General features: G+C 60.9%; 19 protein-coding genes and 2 pseudogenes. 14 read left to right on the top strand and 7 right to left on the bottom strand.

Features of this window, described 5'->3' with window-relative positions:
• Nucleotides 1-152: 152 nt before the first annotated feature.
• On the top strand, nucleotides 153-2,837 hold the full coding sequence (locus tag CFE428DRAFT_RS17615) for an ATP-dependent DNA ligase (protein WP_006980972.1): 2,685 nt from the start codon (nucleotides 153-155) through the stop codon (nucleotides 2,835-2,837).
• A gap of 25 nt (nucleotides 2,838-2,862) precedes the next feature.
• Here CFE428DRAFT_RS17615 and CFE428DRAFT_RS17610 read toward each other — a convergent pair whose 3' ends face one another.
• The 6 genes from CFE428DRAFT_RS17610 to CFE428DRAFT_RS39900 all read right to left on the bottom strand — a co-directional run bounded on the left by CFE428DRAFT_RS17610 (nucleotide 2,863) and on the right by CFE428DRAFT_RS39900 (nucleotide 11,158).
• Nucleotides 2,863-3,501, bottom strand: coding sequence for a cysteine peptidase family C39 domain-containing protein (locus tag CFE428DRAFT_RS17610; protein ID WP_006980971.1), 639 nt, complete (start codon nucleotides 3,499-3,501; stop codon nucleotides 2,863-2,865).
• A gap of 71 nt (nucleotides 3,502-3,572) precedes the next feature.
• Nucleotides 3,573-5,690, bottom strand: coding sequence for a polysaccharide biosynthesis tyrosine autokinase (locus CFE428DRAFT_RS17605; protein WP_006980970.1), 2,118 nt, complete (start codon nucleotides 5,688-5,690; stop codon nucleotides 3,573-3,575).
• Nucleotides 5,691-5,704: 14 nt separating this feature from the next.
• Complete coding sequence (locus CFE428DRAFT_RS17600) at nucleotides 5,705-6,427, bottom strand: polysaccharide biosynthesis/export family protein (protein WP_006980969.1); 723 nt, start codon at nucleotides 6,425-6,427, stop codon at nucleotides 5,705-5,707.
• 19 nt (nucleotides 6,428-6,446) lie between these two features.
• Nucleotides 6,447-7,850 carry an outer membrane beta-barrel protein gene (locus CFE428DRAFT_RS17595; protein WP_157447562.1) on the bottom strand — a complete coding sequence of 468 codons (1,404 nt, stop codon included), beginning with the start codon at nucleotides 7,848-7,850 and terminating at the stop codon, nucleotides 6,447-6,449.
• Nucleotides 7,851-7,961: 111 nt separating this feature from the next.
• Complete coding sequence (locus CFE428DRAFT_RS39905) at nucleotides 7,962-8,669, bottom strand: formylglycine-generating enzyme family protein (RefSeq protein WP_237705520.1); 708 nt, start codon at nucleotides 8,667-8,669, stop codon at nucleotides 7,962-7,964.
• Between the two features lie 1,121 nt (nucleotides 8,670-9,790).
• Entirely contained in the window at nucleotides 9,791-11,158 is a 1,368-nt protein-coding gene (locus CFE428DRAFT_RS39900; RefSeq protein WP_006980966.1) for a serine/threonine protein kinase, read from the bottom strand.
• Between the two features lie 291 nt (nucleotides 11,159-11,449).
• Here CFE428DRAFT_RS39900 and CFE428DRAFT_RS17580 point away from each other — a divergent pair, with 291 nt between their 5' ends.
• The 3 genes and pseudogenes from CFE428DRAFT_RS17580 (at nucleotide 11,450) to CFE428DRAFT_RS35840 (ending at nucleotide 13,737) form a co-directional block, all read left to right on the top strand.
• Complete coding sequence (locus CFE428DRAFT_RS17580) at nucleotides 11,450-12,697, top strand: hypothetical protein (protein ID WP_006980965.1); 1,248 nt, start codon at nucleotides 11,450-11,452, stop codon at nucleotides 12,695-12,697.
• A 129-nt stretch (nucleotides 12,698-12,826) separates the two neighbouring features.
• Nucleotides 12,827-13,249: pseudogene (locus CFE428DRAFT_RS40775) on the top strand (AEC family transporter); the annotation flags it as partial.
• A 131-nt stretch (nucleotides 13,250-13,380) separates the two neighbouring features.
• On the top strand, nucleotides 13,381-13,737 hold the full coding sequence (locus CFE428DRAFT_RS35840) for an AEC family transporter (RefSeq protein ID WP_006980962.1): 357 nt from the start codon (nucleotides 13,381-13,383) through the stop codon (nucleotides 13,735-13,737).
• 412 nt (nucleotides 13,738-14,149) lie between these two features.
• On the opposite strand, the gene CFE428DRAFT_RS17570 is transcribed toward CFE428DRAFT_RS35840, so the two are convergent.
• Nucleotides 14,150-16,045 carry a hybrid sensor histidine kinase/response regulator gene (locus CFE428DRAFT_RS17570; protein ID WP_237705519.1) on the bottom strand — a complete coding sequence of 632 codons (1,896 nt, stop codon included), beginning with the start codon at nucleotides 16,043-16,045 and terminating at the stop codon, nucleotides 14,150-14,152.
• Nucleotides 16,046-16,235: 190 nt separating this feature from the next.
• Between CFE428DRAFT_RS17570 and CFE428DRAFT_RS33930 the strand changes: the two genes are divergently transcribed.
• The 10 genes and pseudogenes from CFE428DRAFT_RS33930 (at nucleotide 16,236) to CFE428DRAFT_RS39895 (ending at nucleotide 26,219) form a co-directional block, all read left to right on the top strand.
• Nucleotides 16,236-18,065 carry a GreA/GreB family elongation factor gene (locus CFE428DRAFT_RS33930; RefSeq protein WP_006980960.1) on the top strand — a complete coding sequence of 610 codons (1,830 nt, stop codon included), beginning with the start codon at nucleotides 16,236-16,238 and terminating at the stop codon, nucleotides 18,063-18,065.
• Nucleotides 18,066-18,225: 160 nt separating this feature from the next.
• Complete coding sequence (locus CFE428DRAFT_RS17560) at nucleotides 18,226-18,657, top strand: hypothetical protein (RefSeq protein ID WP_006980959.1); 432 nt, start codon at nucleotides 18,226-18,228, stop codon at nucleotides 18,655-18,657.
• A gap of 155 nt (nucleotides 18,658-18,812) precedes the next feature.
• Nucleotides 18,813-19,769 carry a glycine-rich domain-containing protein gene (locus tag CFE428DRAFT_RS37495; protein ID WP_006980958.1) on the top strand — a complete coding sequence of 319 codons (957 nt, stop codon included), beginning with the start codon at nucleotides 18,813-18,815 and terminating at the stop codon, nucleotides 19,767-19,769.
• A 43-nt stretch (nucleotides 19,770-19,812) separates the two neighbouring features.
• The gene (locus CFE428DRAFT_RS17550) at nucleotides 19,813-20,043 is read left to right on the top strand and encodes a hypothetical protein (RefSeq protein ID WP_006980957.1); all 231 of its coding nucleotides are present in this window, start codon (nucleotides 19,813-19,815) and stop codon (nucleotides 20,041-20,043) included.
• A gap of 41 nt (nucleotides 20,044-20,084) precedes the next feature.
• Nucleotides 20,085-20,300: a ParE family toxin-like protein gene (locus CFE428DRAFT_RS17545; protein ID WP_049975675.1), complete on the top strand. Its 216-nt coding sequence runs from the start codon at nucleotides 20,085-20,087 to the stop codon at nucleotides 20,298-20,300.
• A 62-nt stretch (nucleotides 20,301-20,362) separates the two neighbouring features.
• Nucleotides 20,363-21,346 carry an SGNH/GDSL hydrolase family protein gene (locus CFE428DRAFT_RS17540; protein WP_006980955.1) on the top strand — a complete coding sequence of 328 codons (984 nt, stop codon included), beginning with the start codon at nucleotides 20,363-20,365 and terminating at the stop codon, nucleotides 21,344-21,346.
• A 122-nt stretch (nucleotides 21,347-21,468) separates the two neighbouring features.
• Complete coding sequence (locus CFE428DRAFT_RS17535; RefSeq protein ID WP_162145280.1) at nucleotides 21,469-23,745, top strand: PVC-type heme-binding CxxCH protein; 2,277 nt, start codon at nucleotides 21,469-21,471, stop codon at nucleotides 23,743-23,745.
• A gap of 42 nt (nucleotides 23,746-23,787) precedes the next feature.
• Nucleotides 23,788-24,165, top strand: coding sequence for a hypothetical protein (locus CFE428DRAFT_RS17530; protein WP_131989306.1), 378 nt, complete (start codon nucleotides 23,788-23,790; stop codon nucleotides 24,163-24,165).
• Nucleotides 24,166-24,571: 406 nt separating this feature from the next.
• Nucleotides 24,572-25,856, top strand: a pseudogene (gene eno, locus CFE428DRAFT_RS17525) (phosphopyruvate hydratase).
• Nucleotides 25,857-26,219: an FtsB family cell division protein gene (locus CFE428DRAFT_RS39895; RefSeq protein ID WP_006980951.1), complete on the top strand. Its 363-nt coding sequence runs from the start codon at nucleotides 25,857-25,859 to the stop codon at nucleotides 26,217-26,219.
• Nucleotides 26,220-26,283 lie beyond the last annotated feature (64 nt).

Below are 26,283 nucleotides of genomic sequence, written 5' to 3'. Positions count from 1 at the left end.
AGCTCATTCTCGAGCCAATCGAGGCCGTCTTTAAAACCGGCACACTATGGCACGGTCGCCCGAACTCACGGGCGGGATTGTTAGAAGCCACCGTGTGATTTTGTGCACCCATCGTGGCATTCTCGCCGGACCCATGGGAGACTGTTTCGCCCATGATCTCTGTCCGCTACCATCGAGGCCTTGAATTGCCCGAACATGGCCTCTGGCTCGACCCGGAGGATCCGCGACCCTTCGCCTTTGTCTCGCACGCGCACGCCGATCACATCGCGCGGCATCCGGAATTCATCGCCAGCGCCGGCACCGCGCGGCTCATGCAGGCGCGGCTTGGCGGCGAGCGGCAGGGACACATCCTCGAGTTCGGACAACCGGCCAGCTTTCGCGATTTTCAAATCACGCTCCTGCCCGCGGGCCACATCTTCGGCTCCGCGCAATCCCTCATCGAAAGCGAGCACGGGTCGCTGCTCTACACCGGCGACTTCAAACTGCGCCGCGGTCTCTCCGCCGAACCCACGGAGTGGCGGCACGCGGAGACGCTCATCATGGAGACGACCTACGGGCTGCCGAAATATCGGCTGCCACCGACTGAGGCAGTCATGGCGCGCATGGTGGCGTTTTGCCAGGAGTCGCTGGAAGATGGCGCGGTGCCGGTGCTGCTCGGCTATTCGCTGGGCAAGGCGCAGGAAATCCTTTGCGCGATTCTCAAGGCGGGGCTGACGCCGATGCTCCACGGCGCCGTCTACCAGATGACGGAGATCTATCGGCAACTGAAACCCGACTTCCCCGATGGCTACGAGCGCTACTCGGCCGGCAAGGTCGAGGGCAAGGTGCTCATCTGCCCGCCGAGCGCGAATCGCACGATCATGCTCACGCGCATCAAGAACCGGCGCGTGGCCGTGCTCACCGGCTGGGCGCTCGATCCGGGAGCGACGTATCGTTACCAATGCGACGCGGCGTTCCCGTTGAGCGATCACGCGGACTACACCGATCTCGTGCGCTATGTGGATCTCGTGCAACCGAAGCGCGTGCTCACCCTGCATGGTTTCGCCGCCGCCTTCGCCGCTGATCTGCGCGAGCGCGGATTCGATGCCTGGGCATTGAGCGAGGAAAACCAGCTCGAGCTTTTACTTCGACGCGCTCCCTCCACGCCCCAGCCTGAGCGTCCGGCGGCACCCGTAGCCGCAATGCCGCAGTCGGAGTTTGGTGCCTTTGCCACGCTCGGTGACCAAATCGCCAATAGCACCAGCAAGCTGAAGAAGATCGCCCTGCTCGCGGATTACCTGCGTTCGCTCAATGAGACGCAGCTTCCGATTGCCGCGCGCTTCCTCACCGGCCGCGCCTTCGCGCAGAGCGACATGCGCACGCTGCAGGTCGGCTGGGCGGTGATCAAACGCGCAGTGATGGCCGCGGGCGGACTCGCCGAGCAGGAATTCCGCGCCATCTCCCGGCAGTATGCCGACGCGGGCAAAGCGACTTATGAAGCGCTGCTGGAGCGAACCACACCGCGGGACTTCTCGCTCGTCGATGCCCTCGCGCTCTTCGATCAACTCCACGCCGCGCGTGGGCCGCTGGTCAAAGGCGAATTGCTGCAACAGCGACTGGCGGCACTCACACCGCTGGAGGCGAGTTATCTCGTGAAGATTCTGACCGGCGATCTGCGAATCGGCTTGAAATCCGGGCTCGTCGAAGAAGCGATCGCAGCCGCTTTCCAGGCGGATCTGCACACCGTCCGCGAGGCGCAGATGTTCACCGGCGATCTCGGCGAAGTCGCCGCGCTGGCTTCGAAGAACCAACTGGAAGAAGCGTCGCTGCATTTGTTCCGCCCCATCCAGGTGATGCTCGCCAGCCCGGAACCGACCGCCCAAGCGGTGTGGTCGCGCATCGCCGCCCATGATGCGCCAGCGGCGTGGACCGAAGATAAATTCGACGGCATTCGCGCCCAGATTCATCTCGGTTCGGGGCGCGCGGAGATTTTCACCCGCGATTTGCGGCAGATCACCGGGCAATTCGCCGACCTCGCGCGCGCGGCGCGGAGCTATCCGGGTGAAGCGATTCTCGACGGCGAAATCCTGGCTTACGAACAAGGCCGCCGGCTCACCTTTTTCGATCTGCAAAAGCGGCTTGGCCGCAAGACGGAGGACGATCTTTTCCTCGGTGCGAATGACATTCCCGTCGTATTCAAGGCTTTCGATCTTCTCTATCTCAACGGCACTTCGTTGCTCAAGCGTCCGCTTGCCGAGCGCCGTCTCGCTCTTGAATCGCTAACGCTTCCGCCTGGCCTTGAAGTCGCGCCCATCCATCGCGTGGCTTCTGCCGAGGAAATCGAAGCCGCCTTCCAGGCCGCCCGCGCCCGCGGCAACGAAGGCCTCATGATCAAGGATGGCGCGAGTTTCTACACCCCCGGCCGGCGCGGGCAGGCGTGGTTGAAATTCAAAAAGGAACTCGCGACGCTCGATGTCGTGGTCGTCGGCGCCGAGCAAGGTCATGGCAAGCGCAGCCATGTGCTCAGCGACTACACCTTCGCCGTGCGCGATGAAGTCAGCGGACATTTGCTCACCATCGGCAAGGCCTACTCCGGCCTGACCGACGAGGAGATCGAAGAACTCACCGAGCATTTCACTGCCACCACTATCGCCCGTCACGGCCGTTACCGCGAAGTCGTTCCCGAGATCGTGCTCGAAATCGCCTTCGACTCCATCCAACCCAGCGACCGTCACGCCAGCGGCCTGGCCATGCGCTTCCCGCGCATCAAAGCCATCCGCCGCGACAAAACTCCCGAACAGATCGACACCATCGCCCACGCGCGGCGACTGGTGGCAACAGAAATGGTTAGCCACTAACAGAGTCTAGCACTGCCCAATGCCCTCACAACCTCGCAACGATTCGCACCGACAGGATATCGCTGTGATAAGCGGACAGCAGGCCGAGCGTGTGGCCATCGCCCAACGGATCTTTCATGAGGTATTCCTTGCCCTCGCGGCCAACGAGCAACACCCAATGCAGCACGCCGGGACGGTAGACAATCTTCACCAGCACCGGATTACCGGCAGCCAGCGCTTGATCGATATCGCGATGCGTGGGGTTTTCAGGAATGTCGATGCGCACGCGCTTTTGTGAGATGTCTTCCACGGCGTCCCATTTGATCCAGCCGCGCTCGGTGTAGCCATCGGCCTGGATGAGCTTTTGATTGAGTTCCGCAGGATTCAGGACGATGCCATGCTGCGCGAGCGCCATGCAGAGGCAGCAATTCGTGCAACCCACCGATCGCAATTCCTCGCCGCTGCCGCCGATTTCCTCGTGCGCCCATTGCGGGTCGGTCTGCAGGTAGATCGTCGGCGTGGCCAATACCGCGCGCGGTACCGCTTCATCCGCCCACGGCGAGAGACCTTGCGCCACGTGCTTCCGATGCGGATGCGGCCGATATCGCCACGCGACGATTGCGGCGAGCGCAGTCAGCAAGACAACTCCGCAAACGGCCACGAGCTTCCACTTACGATTCATCATACAGAGACGACGCCTCGCGCGCGCAGGCAGTTACATCACGGAGCGGCAACAGAGCGCCGCGGCCACATCGACTACGACGCCGCGTAGTACTTCGGATAGCGATAGTAGTAATAGTCCGGCATCTCGGCGTCGATGCAGTTGAGGATGAGGCCGAGGACGTTGACCTGCCGCTGATAGAGCATGTTCAGCGCATTCTTCGAGAGGCGCGCGGAGGTGAAGGCGGCGCGAACGACCATGAGCGCGCCGTCGAAATTCGGCGCCAGGGTCGGCGTGTCATCCGCGGCGAGGATCGGCGCGGTGTTGAAGATGGTGAGGTCGTAAGCGTCCTTGAATTCCTCGAGCAAGCCGACCAGATCGGGCTTGAGCAGCAGCTCGCCGGATTGATTCGTCACCGGCCCGCGCGGGATGAGCGAGAGCGTCGGATACTTCGTCGTCTGCACCGCTTCCTTCCACGGCACTTCACCGCGCAGGATGCTGGAGAGGCCGAAACGCCCGTCGGTATCAAAGAGCTGGGCAAGGTCGCCGCGGCGCAGGTCGGCGTCCACAAGCAACACGCGGGCCCCGGAGGCCGCCATGGTCACCGCCAGATTGCTGGCGATGGTGGATTTGCCTTCGTTCGGAATCGCGCTGGTGATGAGGAGGGTCTTCATCTCCGCCTGGTTCGGCATGAAGATGAGCGAGGAGCGCAAGCTGCGGAACGCCTCCGCATACGTGTAGCGATCGTCCTCCGGCTGCAGCAACGGCAGCCCGGTTTCCTTGCGCGTCTCCGCGACGTTCGGAATCTGGCCGAGGATCGGCTCGGAGAAATGATCGAGCATTTCCGTCGAAGACGAAACGCGGTCGTCCGCACGATCCATGAGGAGCAGGACGATGACGCCCACGACGAATCCTCCGATGATCCCGAGCAGCAAATGCTTGATCGTGTCCGGCGACTTTTCCTGGGGCGGCGTGGCCGCCTGCATGATGGTCAGCGGGTCGGGCGTCGATGATTTCGGATCGAGTTCGCCGCTGTTGTTCGTCAATTGATTGATCTGCGTCTGCGTAGTCGCCACGGCATTCTGCAGCGTCGTGTATTCCGCATCCTTGCTGCTGGCCTCGGTGACTTTCTTCTGCCAACTCTCGATACTGCTCTCGAGGCTCTTGAGTTCCGCCTTGATCGCCACCTTCCGGGCCTCAGTCGCTTCCGCGTTTTGTTTCTTGATGGTGCCGAGCAGACGCTGGAGTTCCTCCACTTTGTTCTGCAGGGCTTGAAACTTCGGATGCTTCGGCTTCCAGATCGTCTTCCAATACTCGACCTCCGCCTGCCTTTGCACCAGCTCCTGGGTGACTTGCGTGAACTGGTTGTAGAGCTGGCTGTTGAAGGCCGGCGAGGTAGGCGACGATGCCGCGGCGGCTACCGCGGCCGCATTCGGTCCCGGGACGGGAGCCACGACCGGCGCCTTGGCAGTCGGCGACTGCCCCGCGATGGTCAGCAATTCATCCGGGGAAAGATTCTCCAGGCGCGAAAGTTCGTTCGTCAACTCCGCCTGCTTGTTCTTCAAGCCCGAGAGAAACACCGCGGAGCTCTTCGCCTGCTCCTGCCAGAACGCCATGTTGTTCGCCTTGATGAAGGCCTGAAAATCCGCCTGCTGTTTATCAAGATCTTCCTTCAGTTTCTTGACCCGCGAATCAATGCCTTCGCGTGCCTGGCTAACCTGCGAGTTGCGGTTGACCGAGCGCGCATCCATGAATTCCTTCACCACCGCGTCCACGAATTTCTGGGTGTATTCGCCATTCGGACCGGTCCCGGTCACGGTGAAAATATTGGTCCGTGGCGCGACGGTCGCACTGATGTCCACCTTGCCGGTCAATCCCGGAGCCTCGAGCGCCAGGCGGCTGCGCGCCCGGGCGAGCGTCATCTCATTTTTTAAGAGCTCGATCGTGGTGTCGTACATACGACCCGCGCGATCATCGAAATTGACGCCCTTGTTGACGTCGGAAATCATTTCGTCGCGCAGCAGGATCTGCGAGTACGACTCAAAGAGACGCGGCTTGGAGAAAAGAATGTAGCCTTCGTAAAGAAGACCCAGACTGATCGTCAGCGCGAGCACCCACCAGTTCCGGCGAAGAAGCGAACGGTAACGGTAGACCTTGAGGCCGAGGCCGGCGGCGAGTGGGACCGACGGTGCTTGAGGATTGACGGAGTCCATGTGGAATTAGCGGATTATTTCCACCGCCAGAAAATTTTCGGGATGAAGATACGATCACCGTCTTGCAGAACGGGATCCTTCTTCGCATCACCATCTTTGATGATCTTGCTGTAGTTCGCGACGATCGTCTCGACACCGCCTTCTTTCTTCTGGCGGGTGAGTTGCACTTTTTCCGGGTTGCCCCATTCGCTGACGCCACCTGCTTTCAGGATCGCGTTGCAGAGCGTGAGGGTCTCCCCCGAGATGATCTCCTGCGGGCCACCGACGCGCACTTCACCGGAAAGATAGACGAGACCGGAGCGAACCTGCACGGGACTGACGCGGTCGATATTCAGCCGCACCGTCGCGTGGTAATAGTAATCCTTTTCCAAGGCGAGTTTGATCTCGGCGGCCGCCTCCGTGGCGGTCTTGCCGGAGACTTTCACCCGACCCAAGGGCGGAACATCGAGTTCACCGGTCGCGGTCACGACGCGCGGGAGGCCACCTTCGCGATCCTCCATGATTTCGAATGTCACCTGATCACCGGCGGACAGCTTCTTGTCGGGGTCTACGACCGCCATGCGTTCCTGCATGAGACCGAGACCGGGTTGCGTAATCCCCGTGGCGGGGATCGCCGCGGGATAACCGGGCTGGGGAAATGCGGCCGGCTTCGGCGCCCAACCTCCCTGCCCCCTTCCCGTTAATGTTACGGCCAGCAATGCACTGGCGAAAATCGCAAAACGGAGAAAGCTAGGCATAGGCCATAGAGGTTAAATTTTAGAATTTATAGTAAAGGCTGAGGAAGACCAGGTTCTGGTAATAGTCCAAGCCATCCAAATTTGAGTTTTTCCAGATATAGCGATAATCGAGCCCAAGGGTCAGATTATTTCGGATATGATAGCGCAAACCGATCGCCGCGCCAATGCGATCTGCTTTTTCACCCAATGAGCCGGAGGTCGTATAGTGTTCGTAGAACACCGTAGGACCGAGTTCCAATTTTTCCGTCACCTTCCAATCCGCGTCGTATTCCACGTTGTAAAGGGTGATGAAATCCGAGAGGAACCCGACTTCCGATGTCTTGGAGAAGGACAAGCGGTGCTTGAAGAACTCGCTCGGGCGGTTGTTGATCTCAAATTTGACGTAGTAGCTGTGGGAGTCCTCGCTGTCCTGGACCGACGCACGCACCGCCGCAGCGTCGGTCGCGCTCAGGCCCAGCTGGTTGATCGCCGCATCCTCGAAGTTGCTGGCATGGTCGAAGGTGAGGCTCTGGTAGCCGCCTTCCAAATACAAGTTGGTGTATTCGGAGATCTGCCACTCGATGAACGGACCTGCGAGCAAGCCTTCCCCATCGCTCCGCGCCGGATCCTTGAAATCGATGAAGCTGTAAGACGCGTTGACACCGACTTTGATCGCCGGGTTCATCTGCCACGAGGGCTTCACGAAAATGGTATCGATGGCGCGGTCCTGCAGCTGGAATCCGGTGAGGTCTTGTTGCCCGCTATTGCCCGTAGTCCACAGATTGTAGTGATCGTAGCCGACCGTGAGATCGAAGGATTGGTTGATCGCCCAATCCGCATCAAGGCCCGCCTGGTTTTCCCAGCGCTTGTATTGCGGGACACCACTGACGTCCGGAATGTCGTAGGTATCTTCCTGGTAGCTGCCGCGATCGCGGACGGTCCACTTTACCGGCCCGGTGTACATGGTGAACGCGATCTCCGAAGTCGGCGAGATGAGGACGCCATCCGTATCGAATTCACTATGCTGGAAGTACTTCGCGTAGCTCAGGCCGATATTGAAGCGCAGCGTATTCAAGTCGCTGAGGCGCCATTCTGAATCCAGATTCAGGACCGGCCGGAAGATGAAATCGGAGATGCGGTCATTCTGCGAGAGCTTGATATTATCGTTGAACTCGATGCCCACGCCGAGAGCGGCCCCAAAGCGGAAATTACCGAGAGCAAAGTTGAACTTATCTTCTTCCTCCTGCGCTTCGGTGACAGAGAGGTCCTGTCCCGGGCGCAATGGCCGCAGGCCGCTGGGGGAGGCGTTTTCATACGTGTAATCCGATGGAACCACCGGTCCGATGCCGCCAGAGGAACGCGAGGTTCCAAGGTCACGGAAAAAGTCCTGCGCGCGGCTGGCGCAGGGCTTGCCAACCATCAGTGTGGCTAAGAGAAGAGCCAAAGACCCGACAGATTTTTTCATAAGAATACCACGATTCGTCGTTGTGGACCCCAGAGTTGTCAGGCCACCCCTAGAATTGCAACGCTAAAAGCGCGCCAATTCCCTAGTTTTCTAACGAAATTTACTCTTAATCGACGAAGCCGATTCAGAAGCACGAACGATCCGGAAGCCGTAATTATCGGTGCTACTGTCCGGCGCGGCATGGACGCGGCAGGAGGAGAGGAGACTGAGCTTCAGCGCACCGTTGTACCACGAAGCGCCGCGCAGCACCTTGGCCTTGGACTCGTTGTTCCAATTGTCCATGCACCACTGCCAGACGTTTCCACCCATATCATAAAGACCATATTTATTGGCCTTGAAGCTGCCCACGGGCGAGGTCCACGCATAGCCATCTTCGTAGCCCTTGATGGCCACGTCGGAGCCGGTCTCTTCGCCCGTATAGTTGCCGGCGCCGGGCGGCGGCGGCCAGTCCTTGCCCCACGGATAGATGTCTGGAATGCCCATATCGCGCGCCTCCGGGGTTCTCCCTACTTCTTCCGGAAGGCCGACCGCCTTGCTCCATTCGAGATCGGTGGGCAGACGATAGAACTTGTTCGCGGGCAGCGCCCCCCCGCTGTGCTCCTTGTCGGTGAGCCACGCGCAAAAGGCGAGCGCCTCATCCCACGTCACATTGACGACCGGATGATCCGGCCCCTGGCGGAAACCGGGCGACCGCCAGGCGTTGGACTTCAAATTCTTCTCCTTGGCAAAGATCTCAAAGTCTTTCACGCGCGTCAGCCAAATGCAGAAATCCACGTCCCCCACCGGCGCGAACTTCATGCCGAGGCTGTTCGTCACCGTGACCTCGGGCGTCGCGCCTCCGGGTGTGGCGGCGGGAACCGGCGTGGGCGGAGTGGGTGTGGCCGGCGCCGGCGTGCTGGGCACAGGCGTCGCCGGAACGGGCGTGGCGGGAACCGGGGTCGCCGGCACCGGAGTCGTCCGCATGGGAGTCGAAGGCGCCGGTGTAGTCGGCATCGGCGTCGCAGGCGCCGGCGTCGAAAGGAACGGGGTGGCCGAAGGGGTTTGAGCGAGCTTGACCATTTCCGTCGGTTCGGGAGTGGCCGGCTTCGGCGCCGGCGTGGCGACCGCGACCTTCGGCGTGGCCGCCGGGATTGGGTTGGGCGTCGACGGCTTGGGCGTCGCGGGCGCAACCCACGTGGCCGGAGCCGGCAGGCCATTCGTCGAGGCAATGCCCCGGAACTGGTCGACCTTTTCCTTCAACGATTTGTTCAGATCGAGCACCACCTTGACGTCCTCGAGTTCCTTCTCCCGCTTTGCGACCGCCGCCTGTTGTTGTTGCAACGCTGTATCGGCATCGTTCGCAGCCTTCGTCGCATCCGCCTCGACCTTTTGCTTTTCCTCCAGGGTCTTTTGCGTCGCTTGCAAATCAGCGTTCGCCTTTTCCTGCGCCGCTTGCTTGTCCGTGTAGTCTTTTTCCGAATCCTCGAGCTTTTTCTTTCCTTCCTCGACCAGGCGCGCCTTTTCCGTGGCCACCTTCTGCGCTTCCTGCGCGGCGGCTTCGGCGGCCTTTTGGTCGTCCTCGAGTTTTTTGCGCTTCGCGGCGGCGTCATCCGCGGCGGCCTTGATCGGCGTGTAGGTCTTCCGCTGATCCTCGACCGCTTTTTGCGAGGCATTCGCCAACAGGGTGGCGGCTTGCTGATCCTTCAAGAGATCGGTGTGCTTTTTCTCCGCTGCCCTGGCCGACTCACGCGCCTTATCCAAGGCGGATTGTTTGTCCGCGATGGCCCGTTCACCTTCCGACATGGCGGGAGCGGGCGTCGCTTTCACGACCACGGGCGCAGGTGTCGGCGTCTGTGGCGCGGGCGTCTCCTTCTCCTTCGTCACCACGGTCGGCGGCACCGGCGTGCTCGGAATCGTCCGGAGCTCTTTCTTTTCGGGAGTCACCGCAGGCGCCTCAGGAGTTGGGGTCGCATTGACGATCTCCTGCTGGGCCGGCTTCTTTCCGTTCGTGAGAAAATACCAGAAAATCGAAACCACCAGGGCGAGCACGGCGACGACGACGGCGATGGTCGCGAAGCGCGAAGACTCTTCCGGATAAAGACGCGGCTTGAAATCGCCGACCAAGGGACGCTCGATCGACTTCTTCGGCTCCGAGGGCGGGGTAAGGAATGCGGGCCTGGTCTCTTTTCGGTCGGGCTTCGGCTCGGCTTGGACTCGGGCGTCTTCGTCTCCGTGACCGCGTGGAGCGGCTGCGTGGGAATGCTCTCCACCTTCGGTTCCGGCTCCGCGACGGGGACCACTTTTTCCGGTTCGCGCGCCGCCGGTGCGGGCTTCTCTTCGCCTTTGGGCGAGACCACCGGCTCCGATTGTGGCTCCGGTTCTTTTTTCGCCAGCGATTCCATCTTTACTTCGGCCACCATCGGGACCACCGCAGGCGCGGGCGCCTTTTCGGCGGCGGGAGCAGCAGCCGGCGGGGCCTCGCCTTTCAACCGCTTCAAAAAGTCGCTCGCTGTCTGTGGACGAGATTCCGGCAATTTCTGCAACGCAGCAGCAATCGCCTGGCGCCAGGCGGGGGGCACCTGCCATTCCGGCTGATCGAGCGCGGAGACATCTCCGCTGGCCGGCGGCGGCGTGCCGGCAAGCAGTGTATAAAGAACTGCGCCGAGTGAAAAAACATCATCCGTCTTCGCCGGGGCGTTTCCTCCCAAAGCCTGCGGACTGGCGAGAGCCTGGCGCGCTTCCTCCGCCGCACCGGCCCGGGCCAGCGCACCTTGAATGATGTGGCCGACCCCGAAGTTCGCGACGAGCAGTTGCCCCCCATTCGTCAGGAAAAGATTCTGCGGTGCGAGATCGCGGTGCAGGTAATTGATCCGATGGGCATCCTCGATCGTCTGGACCAATGCATAGACCCACGATTCGATGTCCTTGGCGGCAAAGCGCTTCTCCGGTTGCTTCGCCTGGCGCGCCGCGACGGACTCGCCCTCGAAGGCATTCATCGAAATCGCCATGCAGTCGCTCTCCTCGATCAGGTCATAGACCCGCAGGATCTGCGGATTGATCAGTTGACGGACCCGCTTGACCTCCGCGCGCAGCTCCTGCAGCGCCTTGCCATCCTTGGCCACCGCCTCTGGGAGCAGGTGCAAGGTGACGTCCTTCCCCAGCACTTCGTCCTGCGCAAGCCAGATTTCTGTTCCACCGCCATCGCTGATCCGGCGTGAAAGCGCGTAACAACCCGCCAGCGTCTGCCCCTCGGAAAAGCCGGTGGAAGCGGGAGAATCGGGGGAGGAGGTCGGATCGGTAGTGCTCACGAGAAAAAGGTCGCTGGCATCGTTACAGGCCAGCTCGTGCGGGAGCCGCCGGGTCTGTCACGAACCGCGCGAATGCTCTCGATACTGATTTCCGATATTTTTGCCAACAGCAAAGATGGAGGCAATTTATGGCATTAAAAATGCTTATCACAAATTTGAAAATTACGCTTGCGGGACTGAGTGAATTGTCCATACTCGCTCAAATTTCTAGAACATCTGCTCACGTAGACCCGTTGGAGAAATTGACTTTCACTCAAAATTGAAACCCGCTAACATCCAGGGCTAAAAGATATGAAGACCACGTCGTTCGTTCTGCTCGCTGCGGCTGCCTGCTCCAGCCTCGCTCTCGCTGCGGACCCGGATCCGGTGACCCGGCAGCTTCAGGTGTACCCGAAGAATCTCGCCCGCCAGCACGTCGGGTCGAATCTCTTCCTCTACAATCCCTCCAACCAGACTTACGTGCCGAGCGAAGCCTCCGCCGCGTGGCTGGATGACGACGTGACCACCGGTTGGCCGGTGCTCGCCGGCAAACAGCACTACCTCGTCGCGCTGGCCGAGCCAGAACTCGTCTCGAATTTCAGCGTGTCCGCAAAAGCGGCCGACGGCACGATCTCGCTCTACGCAGGGGACGAACCCGGCGCGCCCGGGGCCAAGTCCTGGACCCCGCTCGCGGAAAACATTTCTTTCAACTCGATCAACGAGAAGAAACTCGACAAGCCGTTCACCCGGTTCGCCAAGTACATTCTTATCGAGACCGACCTGGCCAACCCCGGCCCGCTCTACAGCCTCTATCTGTATGGCGAGAAGCCGGCCACGGTCTATGATATGCGCCAGCGCGAACAGGCGATCGATGCGCATGCCATCTTCGGCCAGGTCAACGACAAAACCGCTTTCAACGCCAACGGGCTCTTCACAGGCAGCACCATGTCTTATGCGAACTCCCCCGACGGCGCCCTCGCCTGGCAGAAGGCGATCGATGACAACCCGGACAGCGGCGTGGCGATCAGCGCCTCGACGAATGAAGCGGGTGCGGTGATCAAGTATGGCAGCGCGCAGTCCATCTCGCGGGTGGCCCTGCTCACTGACGGTACGGCCAAGGGCAAGCTGGACTTCTTCGCCATCGACGACCCGGCGGCGACCAACTCGCTGGAAGGCAAGACGCCGACCGTGAGCATGGTCCTCGACGGCACGACGAACCGCTCGAGCATCGATTTCCCGGCCACCCACGCCACGCAACTGGCGGTGCGCTGGACGCCCGATACGGCGAGCGACACCGTGACGATCAAGGAGATCGCCTCCTTCGGTGACGAGTCGCTGAACACGTGGGAAGTCGGCCTCAAGCCCGAAGCGGTGGCCGCCTATGACCCAGGTTCCCGCAACATGGGCGAAGGCAAGGGTGGCAAAGAGGCCAAGGAGCCCATCGCCGAAGGCCCGCAGGATCCGATCGCCGATTTCCGCGGCGGTTCGCCCTACCTGCCCGGCGCGCTCGGCTTCCCGCCGAACATCAACAATCGCCGCGTGCAGTTCCTCAGCCAATAAGCGAGGTCCGGCCAAAGTTTTCAAAAAACGCGAGCTTCACGGCTCGCGTTTTTTGTTTTTGGGAACAATCCCCAGACTGGCTTTTGCCCCCGTTCTCTTCCACGGTCTGCGGCTTCCCCGCTTCCCCACGTGTTTTTCTGGTCCGTCTTCACCAACGTCCTGCTGCCCATCCTCGTGATGTTCGGTTTTGGCTGGCTGATTGATCGGCGCAGCCGGCTCGACCTGAAATCGCTGGTCAAGCTGAACATCTACCTCTTCGTCCCGGCGTTTATCTTCGTTCACGTCGTCGACTCGAATCTCAGCGGCGCCGCAGCCGCCCGCATCATGGGCTTCACCGCGAGCATCATCGCCAGCATGTTCGTGCTCAGTGCGATTGTCGGACGCGGCATGCGCTACGAAGCCGGGCACACCCGCGCGCTGCAATTGGCCACGATGTTTTACAACTCGGGCAACTACGGCATCCCGCTCATGTCCCTCGCCTTTCCCGGACTGGGCGAACTGATGCAGGTCTTCATCGTCCTCACGCAAAACATCAGCACCTTCACCGTCGGTCTCGCGCTGGCTGCGTCCACGCATCGCTCCGGCTGGCGGCTCGCGTTGCCCATGTTGCGCCAGGTGTCGCTGTGGGCGGTATTGAGCGCGATCATCGTGCGCGTGCTGCATCTCCCCGTGCAACAGGTGCGATGGTTGTGGGTGCCGCTGCATACATCTCCGAGGGGCTGGTCGCCTTCGCGCTCATCACGCTCGGTGTGCAACTCTCGCAGACCAAAGTGCGGCAGAGCCTGCCGCGGCTCGGGTGGGCGCTCGGTTTGCGTTTGCTCATCGCGCCCGGAATCGCCGCCGCGCTCGTCCCGATCTTTGGTTTCAAAGGGCAGGAAGCGACGATCATGATCGTGAGCAGCTCCTTCCCCACCGCGGTGAACACCGCGCTCATCGCGCACGAATTCAACGCCGATTCCCAATTCGCCGCCGCCGCCGTCTTTTATTCGACGCTGTTGAGCATGTTCACGGTCACGCTGCTGATCGCGTTTCTGCGGTAGCGACCAAACGCATTGCGCATCGCCAGCGTGTTGGAGGGCGGCGCTCCGTCGCCGCCCAAATATTGGGGCGCTGACGGAGCCTAAGCATTACCCCCATCTTTGCTCGGTGTTTAGATATCGAATGGGATAGCGCCACTGGGAGCGGCGACTTCCTAGCCCCTGACCGAAAAACCGATGCGCGCAACGACTCTCTTTGAGGGTGACGATCCGCGACGCAGGGCGACTAGGAAGTCGCCCCTCCCAGTGAGCCGCAGCCGAATTCCCCGCTGTCCCTAAACCGACCAAAGATGTGGGTAATGCTTAGCCAGAGCAGCGCCCTCAACCTGCCCCCTCGCGGCGGCAACACCACGCGCCGCATCATCCCATCGGGTGTTGGGTGTCGGACCTTCGATGTTGGGTGTTCCCCCTTACCCTACTTCACTACTTCCGGCTGTTCGTCCGTCTGCTTGAGCACGCCTTGCAGCGCCCGCAGCAGCTTGTCCGCCGTGTAAGGCTTATCGAGGAACGCCTTCACGCCGAGACCTTCGAGCACGACGATGTGTTCCTTTTGCAGGTGCCCGCTGGAGACGATGACTTTCACCTTCGGGTCCACTTTGCGCAGCGAACGCACCAGCGTCACGCCATCCATCTGTCCCATGGATATATCGGTGATGACCGCGGCGATCTCCGAGCGGCGCTGGAAATAGAGGGCCAGTGCATCGCTGCCATCCTCCGCGGTGTAAGCGTGGTAACCGTTCGCCGTGAGCGTGCGGACCAGCGCTTCACGGATCGGCGGCTCATCGTCCACCACCAGGATGAGCTCGCCATTGCCACGCGCGATCGGCACTTCCTCCTTCGCCACGTCAGAGCCCTTCTCCTGACTGGACGGCAGGAAGACGCTGAACGTCGTGCCCACCCCCAGCTCGCTCTGCACGGTGAGGAAGCCACCATGGCTCTTCACGATGCCGATGACCGTCGCCAAACCGAGGCCCGTTCCCTTGCCCACTTCCTTCGTGGTAAAGAACGGATCGAAAATCTTTTCCATCGTCTGCGGCGACATGCCGCTGCCGGTATCCGAGGCGCGCAGGACCACGTACGGCCCGAGCTGCGCGCCCGGGTTCATACTCGCGAAGTGCTGGTCGATATTTACGTTTTCCGCACTGAGGCGGATGCCGCCACCCTGCGGCATGGCGTCACGTGCGTTCACGCAGAGGTTAAGCAACACCTGGTGCAACTGCGTGGCGTCGCCCATCACAGTCCACAGGTCGGGCGGAAAATTCGTCTGGATGTCGATGTTGCGCGGGAAAGTCTGCGCCATCACCTTGGCCAGTTCGCTGACGAGGTGCTTGAGCTGCAGCAACACGCGCTCACCTTCCACGCCGCGCGCAAAGGTCAGCACTTGCTTCACGATCCCCGCGCCGCGTTCCGCGCTGCCTTCGATGATGCTCAGCATCTTCAGCGTGTCTTCGTCGTCGAATTCCTTCCGCAGGATGCCGCACGACATGAGGATCGGCGACAGGATGTTGTTCAAATCATGCGCGATGCCGCTGGCCAGCGTGCCGATCCCTTCGAGACGTTGCGCGCGCAAAAATTGCGACTCGAGCTTCTTCGTCTCAGTCACGTCGGTATTGATGACCAGCACCGCCTTCGGGCTGCCGTCGTCTTCGCGGACGAGCGTCCACCGGCTGTTCACAATGACCGCCTGCCCGGCCTTGCTCTGATGCGTGAGCTGACCGGTCCACACGCCCGTCTTCAGCAATTCGATCTCCGCCTCGTATTCCCGATCTTTGACAAAGGTCTCGATGGTCTTCGCTCCGATCATCTCCTGCGTATTCCATCCATAGAGTCGTTCCGCACCCTGGTTCCAAAAAAGCACCACGTTGTCCAGGTTGCGCACGATGATCGCGTCCGACGCAAGATTGAGAAGATTGGCCTGCTCCCGGTTGCGCTGCTCGGCCCGGCGCTGCTCGGTGCGATCCAGCGTGAGCACCAGCACCGCATCGCGTCCGGCGAAGGGGATCTCGTGCCACGTGCTTTCCACCAAGAGCATCGCGCCCTCCTTGGTCTTGTGCCGCCAGGCAGTGCTGGCCCCGTGCGAATCGTCCGCCACCGTCTCGCCCGCGTCCTCCATCGGCGTGGCGATTTGGTCCATGGTCATCGTCAGGAATTCCTCCCGGGAATACCCGTATTTCCTCACCGCGGTATCATTGACCGCGATAAAGACCAGCGTCTCGGCATCCACCACCCACATGGGCAAGGGATGCTGGTGAAACAGAAGCTGAAAACTGGCCTCGGATTCCAACTGCGGCGGAATTGGCGAATCGAGCACGGTAGCCAAGGTCAAAAGACGACAAACCACGTCGATATGACGGAGCAGTTAAGGAATCGGAAGGACATATCCAAATATAAGAAAGCGAGACCCATGCCACAACGAAAGCCGCTTTTCTCCGAAACAGAGTTCCTAATAGATCAAATTATTTCTTGGCCCCACCCCCACCCCCTCCTATTTTGCCCAACCCATGCATCCCGAAATCCAAAAAGCGGTCGACGCCGGCAAGCTCTCCGCGGCAGCAGGTCAGGTTCTCGATCAACTCCAACCCGGCACCTACGTCATTCACAAAAGCTGGGGCTTCGGGCAGGTCGACTCGCTGAACTTTCTGGTCAGCCAGATGACCATCAATTTCAAGACCAAGAAGGGGCACTCGATGCAGCTTCAGTACGCCGCCGAGTCGCTTCAGCCCATTTCGGAAAATCACATCCTCGCGCAAAAGGCCGCCGACGCCGCGGCGGTGAAAGCGCGGGCGAAGAACGATGCCGTGGGCCTCGTCCGGGCGATCCTCGACAGCTTCGGCGGCAAGGCCACGCAGGACCAGATCGCGCAATCCCTCGCCCCGGAAGTTTTCAACGAGACCGAATTCAAGAAGTGGTGGGAGTCCACCAAGAAGGCGTTGAAGAAGGACGGCCACTTTGCCGTGCCGACGAAAAAAGGCGACCCCGTGGAACTCCGCGACGCGCCCGTCTCGCACGCCGACCAATATCTCGAGACGTTCAAAAACGCGCGCCAGCTCAAGGATCAACTCAACGCCCTCGACCAGATCTTCAAGAACCTCGCGGAATTCAGCGAGCCCGCGACGCAGCTCGCTTCGGCGATCGCCACGGCGGATGACCAGGGCCGCAAGAACCAGCGCCTCAATCCCGCGCAGGCCCTCGAATTTCTCCTCTCCCGCGACGAGATCATCGAGAAGGTGCCGGCGCTCGCTCGTGGCGCCGATGCCCCGACGGTCGCGCAATTCCTCCTCGACGAGAAACGCCGCCTGGCCACGCTCATCGGCGACCTGCCGGCGGCCAAGCAGAAGCGCGCCCTGGCCGGCATTCCCGATGCCTTCGGCGAGGAATGGACCTCCGTGGCGTTGAGTCTCGTGACCAGCGGCAGCACCCGAGTGGTCGCCGAATCCGCCCGTCTACTCGAAGACAAGGGCCAGATCGAAACGCTGATCACCGGCCTCGACCGCGCCATCCGCGAACACTCGATCACTTCCGAAGCCCTACTCTGGCTCGGCCGGGAGCGCGAAGGCGTCTTCTCCGAGCTGATGAACCCGCGCCTGTTGAGCGCGATCATCGGCGCTCTCGAACGCGATCAATTCGACGAAACGAAGCGCGACCGCCGTCTGCACGACTTGCTCCTGAATGACAAGGAACTCCTCACCGATTTGCTCGAAGCCGCCACGCACGAAGAGCTGCGCGACATCATGCAGAAGCTCATGCGCACCCCGGTCTTCGAGGAGCTGAACAAGCGTTCGCTGCTCGGCCGCATCATCCGCGTCTACCCGGAGATGCAGGCCCTCGTCTCCGGCGAAAGCGATGCCAAGCCGCAGACCCTCATCGTTTCGTGGGAAAGCATGGAGAAGAAGAAGGCGGAATATGACGATCTCGTGAACAAGAAGATTCCCGAGAACGTGAAAGAAATTCAGGTCGCCCGCAGCTACGGCGATTTGCGCGAAAATTTCGAGTTCAAGGCCGCCAAGGAAATGCAACGCGTGCTCAGCCGTCGCCGCGCCGAAACGGAACGCGACCTCGCCCAGGCTCGTGGCACCGACTTTGCCAACCCCGACACCGCACAGGTTTCCGTCGGCACGATTGTGACGCTCAAGGAAACCGGCGATGGGCGCACGGATGTCTATACTATCCTCGGCGCATGGGACGGCGATCCAGACAAGGGCATTGTCAGCTACCAAAGCGCGCTCGCCCAGGCCCTCATCGGCCACAAGCCCGGCGAGCAGGTCAACGTGCCCACCGAGCACGGCGACCGCACCGCCCGTATCGAGAAGATCGAGGCTTACAAGAAGTAAGCCGGGACGGCCCGGCAAGATTGACTCTCGTGCCCAAGCTTCGGCTTGGGCACGCGCGTTTTCGAGAGCTTCCCTCCTTGAGAATAGCCCAGCCGCGACTCTCCTACGTGCCATCGTCGCCGTCATCGCCTTCCCGCGAATGCTCCGTTAGCTTCCCTCTATGAAATCCCGCATCGCCCTCGCTGCCAGCGGTGCTGCTGCGGTGATCTTCGGGGTGTTTTTTCTGATATGGAAAACGCCGCTGCCCCGCGTCCCACAGGCGCAACGCTGTGCGGAGATGTTGAGTCGACGGGATGAAGGGAACATCGAGATTCCTGAAAACGCGACCAAGGAAGACATCCGGCAAATTCTGGGCGATCCGCAGAATGTCGACCAGGACGCTCGCGTGTGGGTTTGGCTATTGGACTGGCAAAACTATGAGCGCAGCGGTTTCCCGCGCGATTGGTGCTCGATGTCCACGCTCGATCACAGCGACGGCCTTTGGATCGGCTTCGACGAACACGGGCGGATCAAACCCCGTTATGGAGCTTCTCCGCAGCCGATCCGGTACATGACGCCTGGCAATAGGTGCTTTCTCAATTCCCGGTCCTAAATAGAGCTTGCAATGATATATATTCGAGTATACATTTCTCGTAGAATTGAATGTGAAGACACACTTTTGCCCACCCTCCCAGGGAGGCTGAATCCAACACTCAATTCGGACCGCTCACCGGTCCCACCGGAAGTGGTCCTTCGCAGAATGAAGGTATGAATACAAAAAATACGTTCCAATACGGGAACGAGGTTGGCGGCGAAAAAGAGGAACGCCGCTGCGGACAAACCACCCTCGGCAACAACACCCCATCGGCGCTCGCCGATCCACTGTGGTCGAAACTCCGCGAGTTTCGCATCGACACCCCGGACACCACCTTCCACTTCGCGACCCGACTCGCGAATGAAAACGGCTGGACGCCCAGCTTCACCGTGCGCGTCCTCGAGGAGTATCGACGCTTCCTTTTCCTCGCCATGCGAGCTGGGCATCCGGTGTCTCCTTCGGATGCGGTCGATCAAGCGTGGCACCTGCACCTGCTCTACACCGAGTCCTATTGGGGCGAGTTGTGCCCGCAGATCCTCGGGCGGCCGTTCCACCACGGCCCGAGCAAGGGCGGCGCAGCCGAGGATGCAAAATTCACCGACTGGTACGAGCGCACGCTCGATAGCTACGCGCGGTATTTCGGCCAGCACGCCCCGGCGGATATCTGGCCGCCCATCGCGATCCGCTTTCACGGCAAGAAGCACTACCAGCGCATCTGCCTGAACGACGCCTGGGTCATCCGCAAGCCGCGCTTCCACCGCCGCCGCAGCGCCTTCGCCGCGGTGAGCCTCGGCACGATCCCGGTGATCCTCGCCGAAGCCGATGGCGACTTTCCACTTGGACTCGTCGTGTTCGTGATCGTCGTGGCGCTGATCCTGATCGTCATCAACAAGGTCGGGCGCGGCGGCGGTGGCACGGGTGGTTCCGGATGCGGCGGCGCGGATTGCGGAGGTGGTGGTGACAGTGGTGGTAGCAGCCACCATGGCGGCCACGGCAGTAGTGATAGTGGCGGCCACGGCGGAGGCCACAGTTGCGGGGGCCATGGCTGCGGTGGCGGCGGCCACGGCTGTGGGGGTGGCAGCAGTTGCGGAGGTGGTAGTTGTGGCGGAGGCGGCTGCGGCGGGCATTAACCTGCCGCTTGAGGCCGGCAATCGCTTCGGCTAAAGTCCATCCATGTCCGCTGTCGAAGAACTCGCCCAAATCTGTGCGACCCTCCCAGCGCAAAAGGTGGAAGAGCTCGTGGACTTTGCCCGCTTTTTGCAAACCCGAACGGCAGAATCACCGGATGATGCGGCTTGGGAGAAGATCATTGCCGATCCCAAACCGCGGCCAAAGTTTCAAGCGTTTATGGAAGCCGCCCTTGCCGAAGGTCCGTCGGAACCATTGAACCCGGATAAACTGTGATCTCGCGAACGAGGCCGTCATTCTAGCGGCTTTATCGGGCATTGCCGCCGGAAATCCGCGCGCAAGCGCGTGAGGCCTGCGTGCGCTTTATGTCCGACCCATCGCATCCGGCGCTCCATTTCAAAAAGCTGGAGGGCTACGAAGGTGTTTGGTCGGTACGCATCAACAAACAATATCGGGGGGTCGGTCACCGCCAGGGAGACACGATCGAATGGTTTTGGATCGGCACTCACAACGATTTCGACAAGGCGTTTTAACGCACCTCCCGCCTACGTTTTCCTCGCCTCGCGGATTGTCCACGGCGATAAGTCTTCACCCCATGCGCCTCCCCTTGCTCTGCCTCTTCATCATCGTGGCTCTTCTCAGTGCCGCGCGCGCCGACGAACCCTTTTTCAAAAAGAACGACGTCATCGCGCTGGTCGGCGGCGAAGACATGGTCGTGGCCAGCGAATACGGCTATCTCGAAACACGCCTCACCCACGCCCTGCCCGACTATCATTTGCGCTTCCGCAATCTCGCGTGGGAAGGCGACACCGTTTACGAGCAACGCCGCGACCTCAACTTCCCCACGTGGGAGGAAACCCTCGATAAAATCGGCGCCACGGTCGTGATCTGCCAGTTCGGTGCGATGGAGAGCCTCGACGGGCCAGCCGAGATCGGCAAATTCTCCTCCGCCTACGCCGCGCTCATTCAACGTTTCAGCGGCAACGGCAAACGTCGGCTCATTCTGATCACCCCGAGCTATTTCGCGCAGTCTGCCGATCGGTTCCCCAAGGATCGAATGCACGTGGAATTGGAGAGACATCTCGTTGGAGAGCGTGAAAACATGCGCGGCTATATTCAGGCGATCAGCGCTTTCGGGGCCACCGGACATGTCATGGAAGGGCTTCCTTCCCTCGATGAAAAACAGCGCGCCACCATTCGCGTTGTCGATGCCGCCAATTTCGGAGTCGTCGATTCCGCCGTCCAACGCGATGCCATCCATCTCAACCAACTCGGCCATCGGCTCCTCGCCGATCGGTTTTGCGTGAACCTTGGAGTCACGAAAGAAGCGCACCTGGAAACACCCGAGCTTGAGCCGTTGCGCCAGCTTGTCCTCGCCAAAAACAAACTCTGGTTCGACTACTGGCGCGTGGAAAACTGGGCGTTTCTCTTCGGCGACCGCACCAATCAACCGAGCAGCCGCGATTGGCGCGATCCTTCCAAACGCTGGTTCCCCGCCGAACGCGAGGAATTCATCCCGCTCATCGAGACGAAGGAAAAAGACATCGACGAGCTCGCCGCGAAACTCAGCCAGAAGTGATGGCCACAAAAAGGCACAAGATGCACAAAAATCCTTTCTCCTCGCCCTTCCCATTCGCCGACGCTCGCACCGCCACACAGCATCCCACAGCCAAGACCCTTTTGTGTCTTTTGAGCCTTTTCGTGGCTACCCCTCCGTTCTTCGCCGCGGAGCCGGATCGCGATTCCCCCGAGGCCGAGCTCGCCTCGTTCAAGTTACCACCCGGCTTTGAAGTCAACCTCTGGGCCTCCGAGCGCGATGGCATCGTCAAGCCGGTCCAGATTCGCTGGGACGCGCGCGGCCGTCTGTGGGCCATCGGCACCACCACCTATCCACAGCTCAAGCCCGGCGAAACGCCCAACGACAAAGTCTGGATCCTCGAGGACACCAAGCACGCCGGTCACGCCGACAAGGTCACCGTCTTCGCCGATGGGCTCATGATTCCCACCGGCTTGGAAATCGCGCCCACGCACGGCAAGGAATCCGCCTGCTACGTCGGCGAATCACCGAAGCTCTGGCTCATGACCGATACCGATGGCGACGGCAAGGCGGATAAAAAGGAAGTCGTGCTGCGCGGTTTCGGCACCGGCGACAATCACCAGAATATCAATTCCTTCCGCTGGTCTCCGGGCGGCGAACTCATGTTTTCGCAAGGCCTGCACGGCCACGCTCGTGTCGAGACGCCTTATGGTGTCGTCGGACTCGATGAAGCCGGCCTGTGGCGTTATCGCCCCGACGAGCAGCGGCTCGACGCCTTCTTCGGCGGCTCGGCCGATCCGCAGAATCCGTGGGGCTGGACCTTCCTGCACTGGGGCCAACCCCTGCTCTCCGCGGGGAACAGCGGCAACATGTACTTCGCCTTGCCGGAAATGATTCGCGGCTATCAAGGCGGACGCCGCGACACCATCTGGGCCGAAGGCCGCGGCCGCAAAACGAGCAACCCGGAACTCCTCGAGAGCTCGCAATTCCCCGACGAATGGCAGAACGCGATCATCACCGGCGGCTACATCAACAACGCCGTGTGGACGCTGCATGTCGAACAGGACGGCGCCGGCTTCAAGATCTCCGACGATCCCAAGCTCCCGCCGCTCATCCAGAGCACGCAGGGCAGTTTCCGCCCGGTGGACGTGAAGCTCGGACCCGATGGCGCGCTCTACATTTGCGATTGGTACAACCCCATCATCGGCCACTACCAGGCGAGCTTCCGGCATCCCGATCGCGACAAGACGCACGGCCGTATCTGGCGCGTGACCTACAAAGGCCGCCCGCTGCTCACGCCGCCGCCCATCGCCGATGCGCCGATTGAGCACCTGCTGGAAAACCTGCATTCGCCGGAAAAATATGTGCGCGAGCAGAGCAAGCGCGAACTCGCCGGTCGTCCGACGAAGGAAGTGATCTCCGCCGTGCGCAGTTGGTGGCCGCGGCTCGAACCCGGCCACCCCGACACCGAGCACGCCCTCTACGAAGCGCTCGGCGTGTGCGAATGGCACGAGTCGCCCCAGCCCGAGTTGTTGCAGCGGGTGCTGGCCTCCAAGGCGCCCGAGGCCCGTGCTTATGCCGCCAGCACGCTGGCCCGCTGGGCGGATCGGCTGCCACCGCAATTCGACGTCGTGGAAAAGCTCGCCGATCTCGCCCACGACGAAGATCCGCGCGTGCGCCTCGCGGCCATCGTCGCCGCGGGCAATATTCCGCGCCCGGAATCGATGGTCGTCGTCCTCAGCGCCGCCACGCAGCCGCGCGACAAATTCATCAACACCGCGCTCGTCGCTGCCACTGCCGCGCTCAAGCCGCAATGGGAACCCGTGGTCGCCAAGGGCGCACCGGATTGGAAGCCCGAGTGGTATGCTCTCCTCAAGACCCTCGACAAGCCGAAGCCGAAACCTGCTCCGGCGAAGAAAGTAACGCAACTCGTCAGCGCCCCGATCGTGCCCATCTACGGCCGCGTGCGCGCCTCCCCTTACATCCTCGGCACCATCGCCGCGGACGTGACCAAGAACGGCAACCCGAAGCACGGCGAGGAAGTCTTTCATCGTCCGGAAATCGCCTGCATCTCCTGCCACCACGTCGGCGACAAAGGCGGCAACATCGGCCCGGCGCTCGACGCAATCGGCAGCGCGCAGCCGCTGGAATTCATCATCGGCGCCGTGCTCGAACCGCAGCGCGAGGTGAAGGAAAGCTTCGAGACCTATCGCATCACCACGAAGAAAGGCGAAGAGCTCATCGGCATCATCGTCGCCGGCAACGACTCCGAGCTCACCCTGCGCGATCCCGCCGGCATGGAGCACACCGTCGCCCAGGCCGACATCGCCAAGCGCGAATTCATCGGCTCCCTCATGCCTGCCGGCCTGACTGACAACCTCTCACCCGAAGACCTGCGCGACCTCTTCGCCTACCTCAGCCAGCTCGGCAAAGCGAAGTAAGGTCTGCAAATCGGCCAGACCCGCATTGGAGGCCCTGACAAAATGCGTTTCCTGTCTTTTGATTGCCGCGAGTGCTTTCGAACACCCTCCGGAGTTGGTCATATATTGACGGAGGAAATACCGATCGCCGAACGCCCAGCGGTATTTCAGCACGCAAAGAGCGTCAGAACCGTGAGGGGAAGGGTAGAGATGCATTGGAACGCGAATACTCACATCAAGGTCTACGTCCGAGTTTTCTTATTTGGCGAAAGCCCGCAATCCGTCGCGCGCGCGGTTCTAAAGGCGGCTGTCGAAGATTTCCTGGAACAAAATGGAATTTCGCGACTGACTACTTTTGAAGCCGACTTGTTTTGCGTGGAGAGCTACCTCGTCGCGGAAAACAGGGTAGATGAAAATGGTTGCGTGGACGGACTTTCGTAGTCGCTGACGATACCAAAAAGGTCCGGCCTCTGCGTCTCGTGCAGTGCTAACCTGAAAAGTGTACGCAGCTTGCGGAAATTTATTAACCGCGAATGGACACAAAAAGGGGAGCAAGCTGAAGGCCCTTTCCTATGCGCGTTGATGAGCGTCCCTTCGCGGTTCTTTAGTCCACCAACCCCTCAACACTTCTTCTCTGCGCCTCTGCGGCCTCTGCGTTAAAAATCTTTGCTTGCGGCTCCGCCGCGCTGCGACCTCTGCGTTTCAATTCCTCTTCCGCTTCCCACCGAATCGCCTTGCCAATTTTGGCGTGAGATTTTATCCACACCGGCTGCCCTTGCGCGCACCGGCCCGCCCCACGGATTGCCGCGCACCCCGCAGTTGATCACTCTCACCATCCTTACATCCCATGTCTCTTACTACTATCGTTGAAGTTCATGCCCGGCAGGTCATTGATTCCCGCGGCAATCCCCACGGTCGAAGCCGATGTCGTCCTCGCCGGCGGCGCGGTCGGCAGTGCCATCGTTCCCAGCGGCGCCAGCACCGGCGAACACGAAGCCTGGGAATTGCGCGACGGCGTGAAGGATCGTTTCGGCGGCAAGGGCGTGACCAAGGCGGTCGCCAACGTCAACAAGAGCATCGCCAAGGAAATCGAGGGCTTCGACGCGTGCGACCAGATCGGCGTGGACAAGACGATGATCGCGCTCGATGGCACGGCCAACAAGGCCAAGCTCGGCGCCAATGCCATCCTCGCGGTCTCGCTGGCCACGGCCAAGGCGGCCGCCAATCAGCTCGGCCAGTCCCTCTTCAAGTACATCGGCGGTCCGAACGCCAAGGTCCTTCCGGTGCCGATGATGAACATCGTCAACGGCGGTGCGCACTCCGATGCGCCGGTGGACTTCCAGGAGTTCATGGTCGTGCCGAAGAATTTTCCGAGCTTTTCCGAAGCGCTCCGCGCCGGCACCGAAATCTTCCACTCGCTGAAGAGCGTGCTGAAGGGCCGCGGCCTTTCCACCGCCGTGGGTGACGAAGGCGGTTTCGCCCCGAATTTCGAGAGCGCCGACGACGCGCTGGAATCGATCGCCGCTGCGGTCAAGAAGGCCGGTTACAAGTTCGGCAAGGACGTCTTCATCGCGCTGGACGTCGCTTCCTCCGAATTCTACGACAAGGCCAAGAAGCAGTACGTCTTCAAGAAGAGCGACGGCTCGAAGCGCAACGCCGACGAGCTGGTCGAATACTACGTCCAGCTGCAGAAGAAGTTCCCGATCATCTCGATCGAGGACGGCTGCGCCGAGAACGACTGGGCCGGCTGGAAGAAGCTGACCGACAAGCTCGGTGCCACGACCCAGCTGGTGGGCGACGATCTCTTCGTGACCAACGTCGAGTTCCTCAAGAAGGGCATCGAGACCGGCACGGCCAACTCGATCCTCGTGAAGGTGAACCAGATCGGTTCGCTGACCGAGACCCTCGACGCCATCGAGCTCGCCAAGGAAAACAAATACACGGCGGTCATTTCCCACCGTTCCGGCGAGAGCGAAGACAACACCATCGCCGATATCGCGGTGGCGACAAACGCCGGACAGATCAAAACCGGCTCCCTCAGCCGCACCGATCGCGTGGCGAAGTACAATCAACTTCTCCGAATTGAAGAAGAATTGGGTGACAATGCCATTTATGGCGGTAAGATGCGATAAGTGAGCTCGGCCCGTGGCCACTTCCAAAACCCTTCTCCGTCTGGGGGAATCTGGTATTTCCTCAATCGGCTCCTTTTTGTCCTGATCCTTCTCGTGCTCGGGGCAATCGCGGCATACCACTTCCTTCCGGAGGTGACAAAGCGCCGTGATCAGGAAGCGCGCGTCGAGCAGCTCAAGCTCGAGGTGGAGCAGCAGCGGCAACTCCTCATCCGCAATACGCGGATCGAGGAGCTGCTGAAGCACGATCCGGAGTATGTGGGGCTCATCGCCCGCGACCGCCTCGACCTGATGAAGGAGAACGAGACGATCTATCGCATCGATCCGGCGAAGCCGGACCGGTCGGCGATGAAAAGGGTACATTGATCTTTTTCCAGGGCACGGGGAGTTTTAAGAACTTAAGTTTTAAGTTTTAAGCGGCTTCCTGCGA

Origin of the sequence: Chthoniobacter flavus Ellin428 (assembly GCF_000173075.1) — a bacterium.
Taxonomy (GTDB): Bacteria; Verrucomicrobiota; Verrucomicrobiia; order Chthoniobacterales; family Chthoniobacteraceae; genus Chthoniobacter; species Chthoniobacter flavus.
The sequence above is the reverse complement of the archived record's forward strand: the minus strand, read 5'-3'. Positions and strand labels throughout refer to the sequence as shown.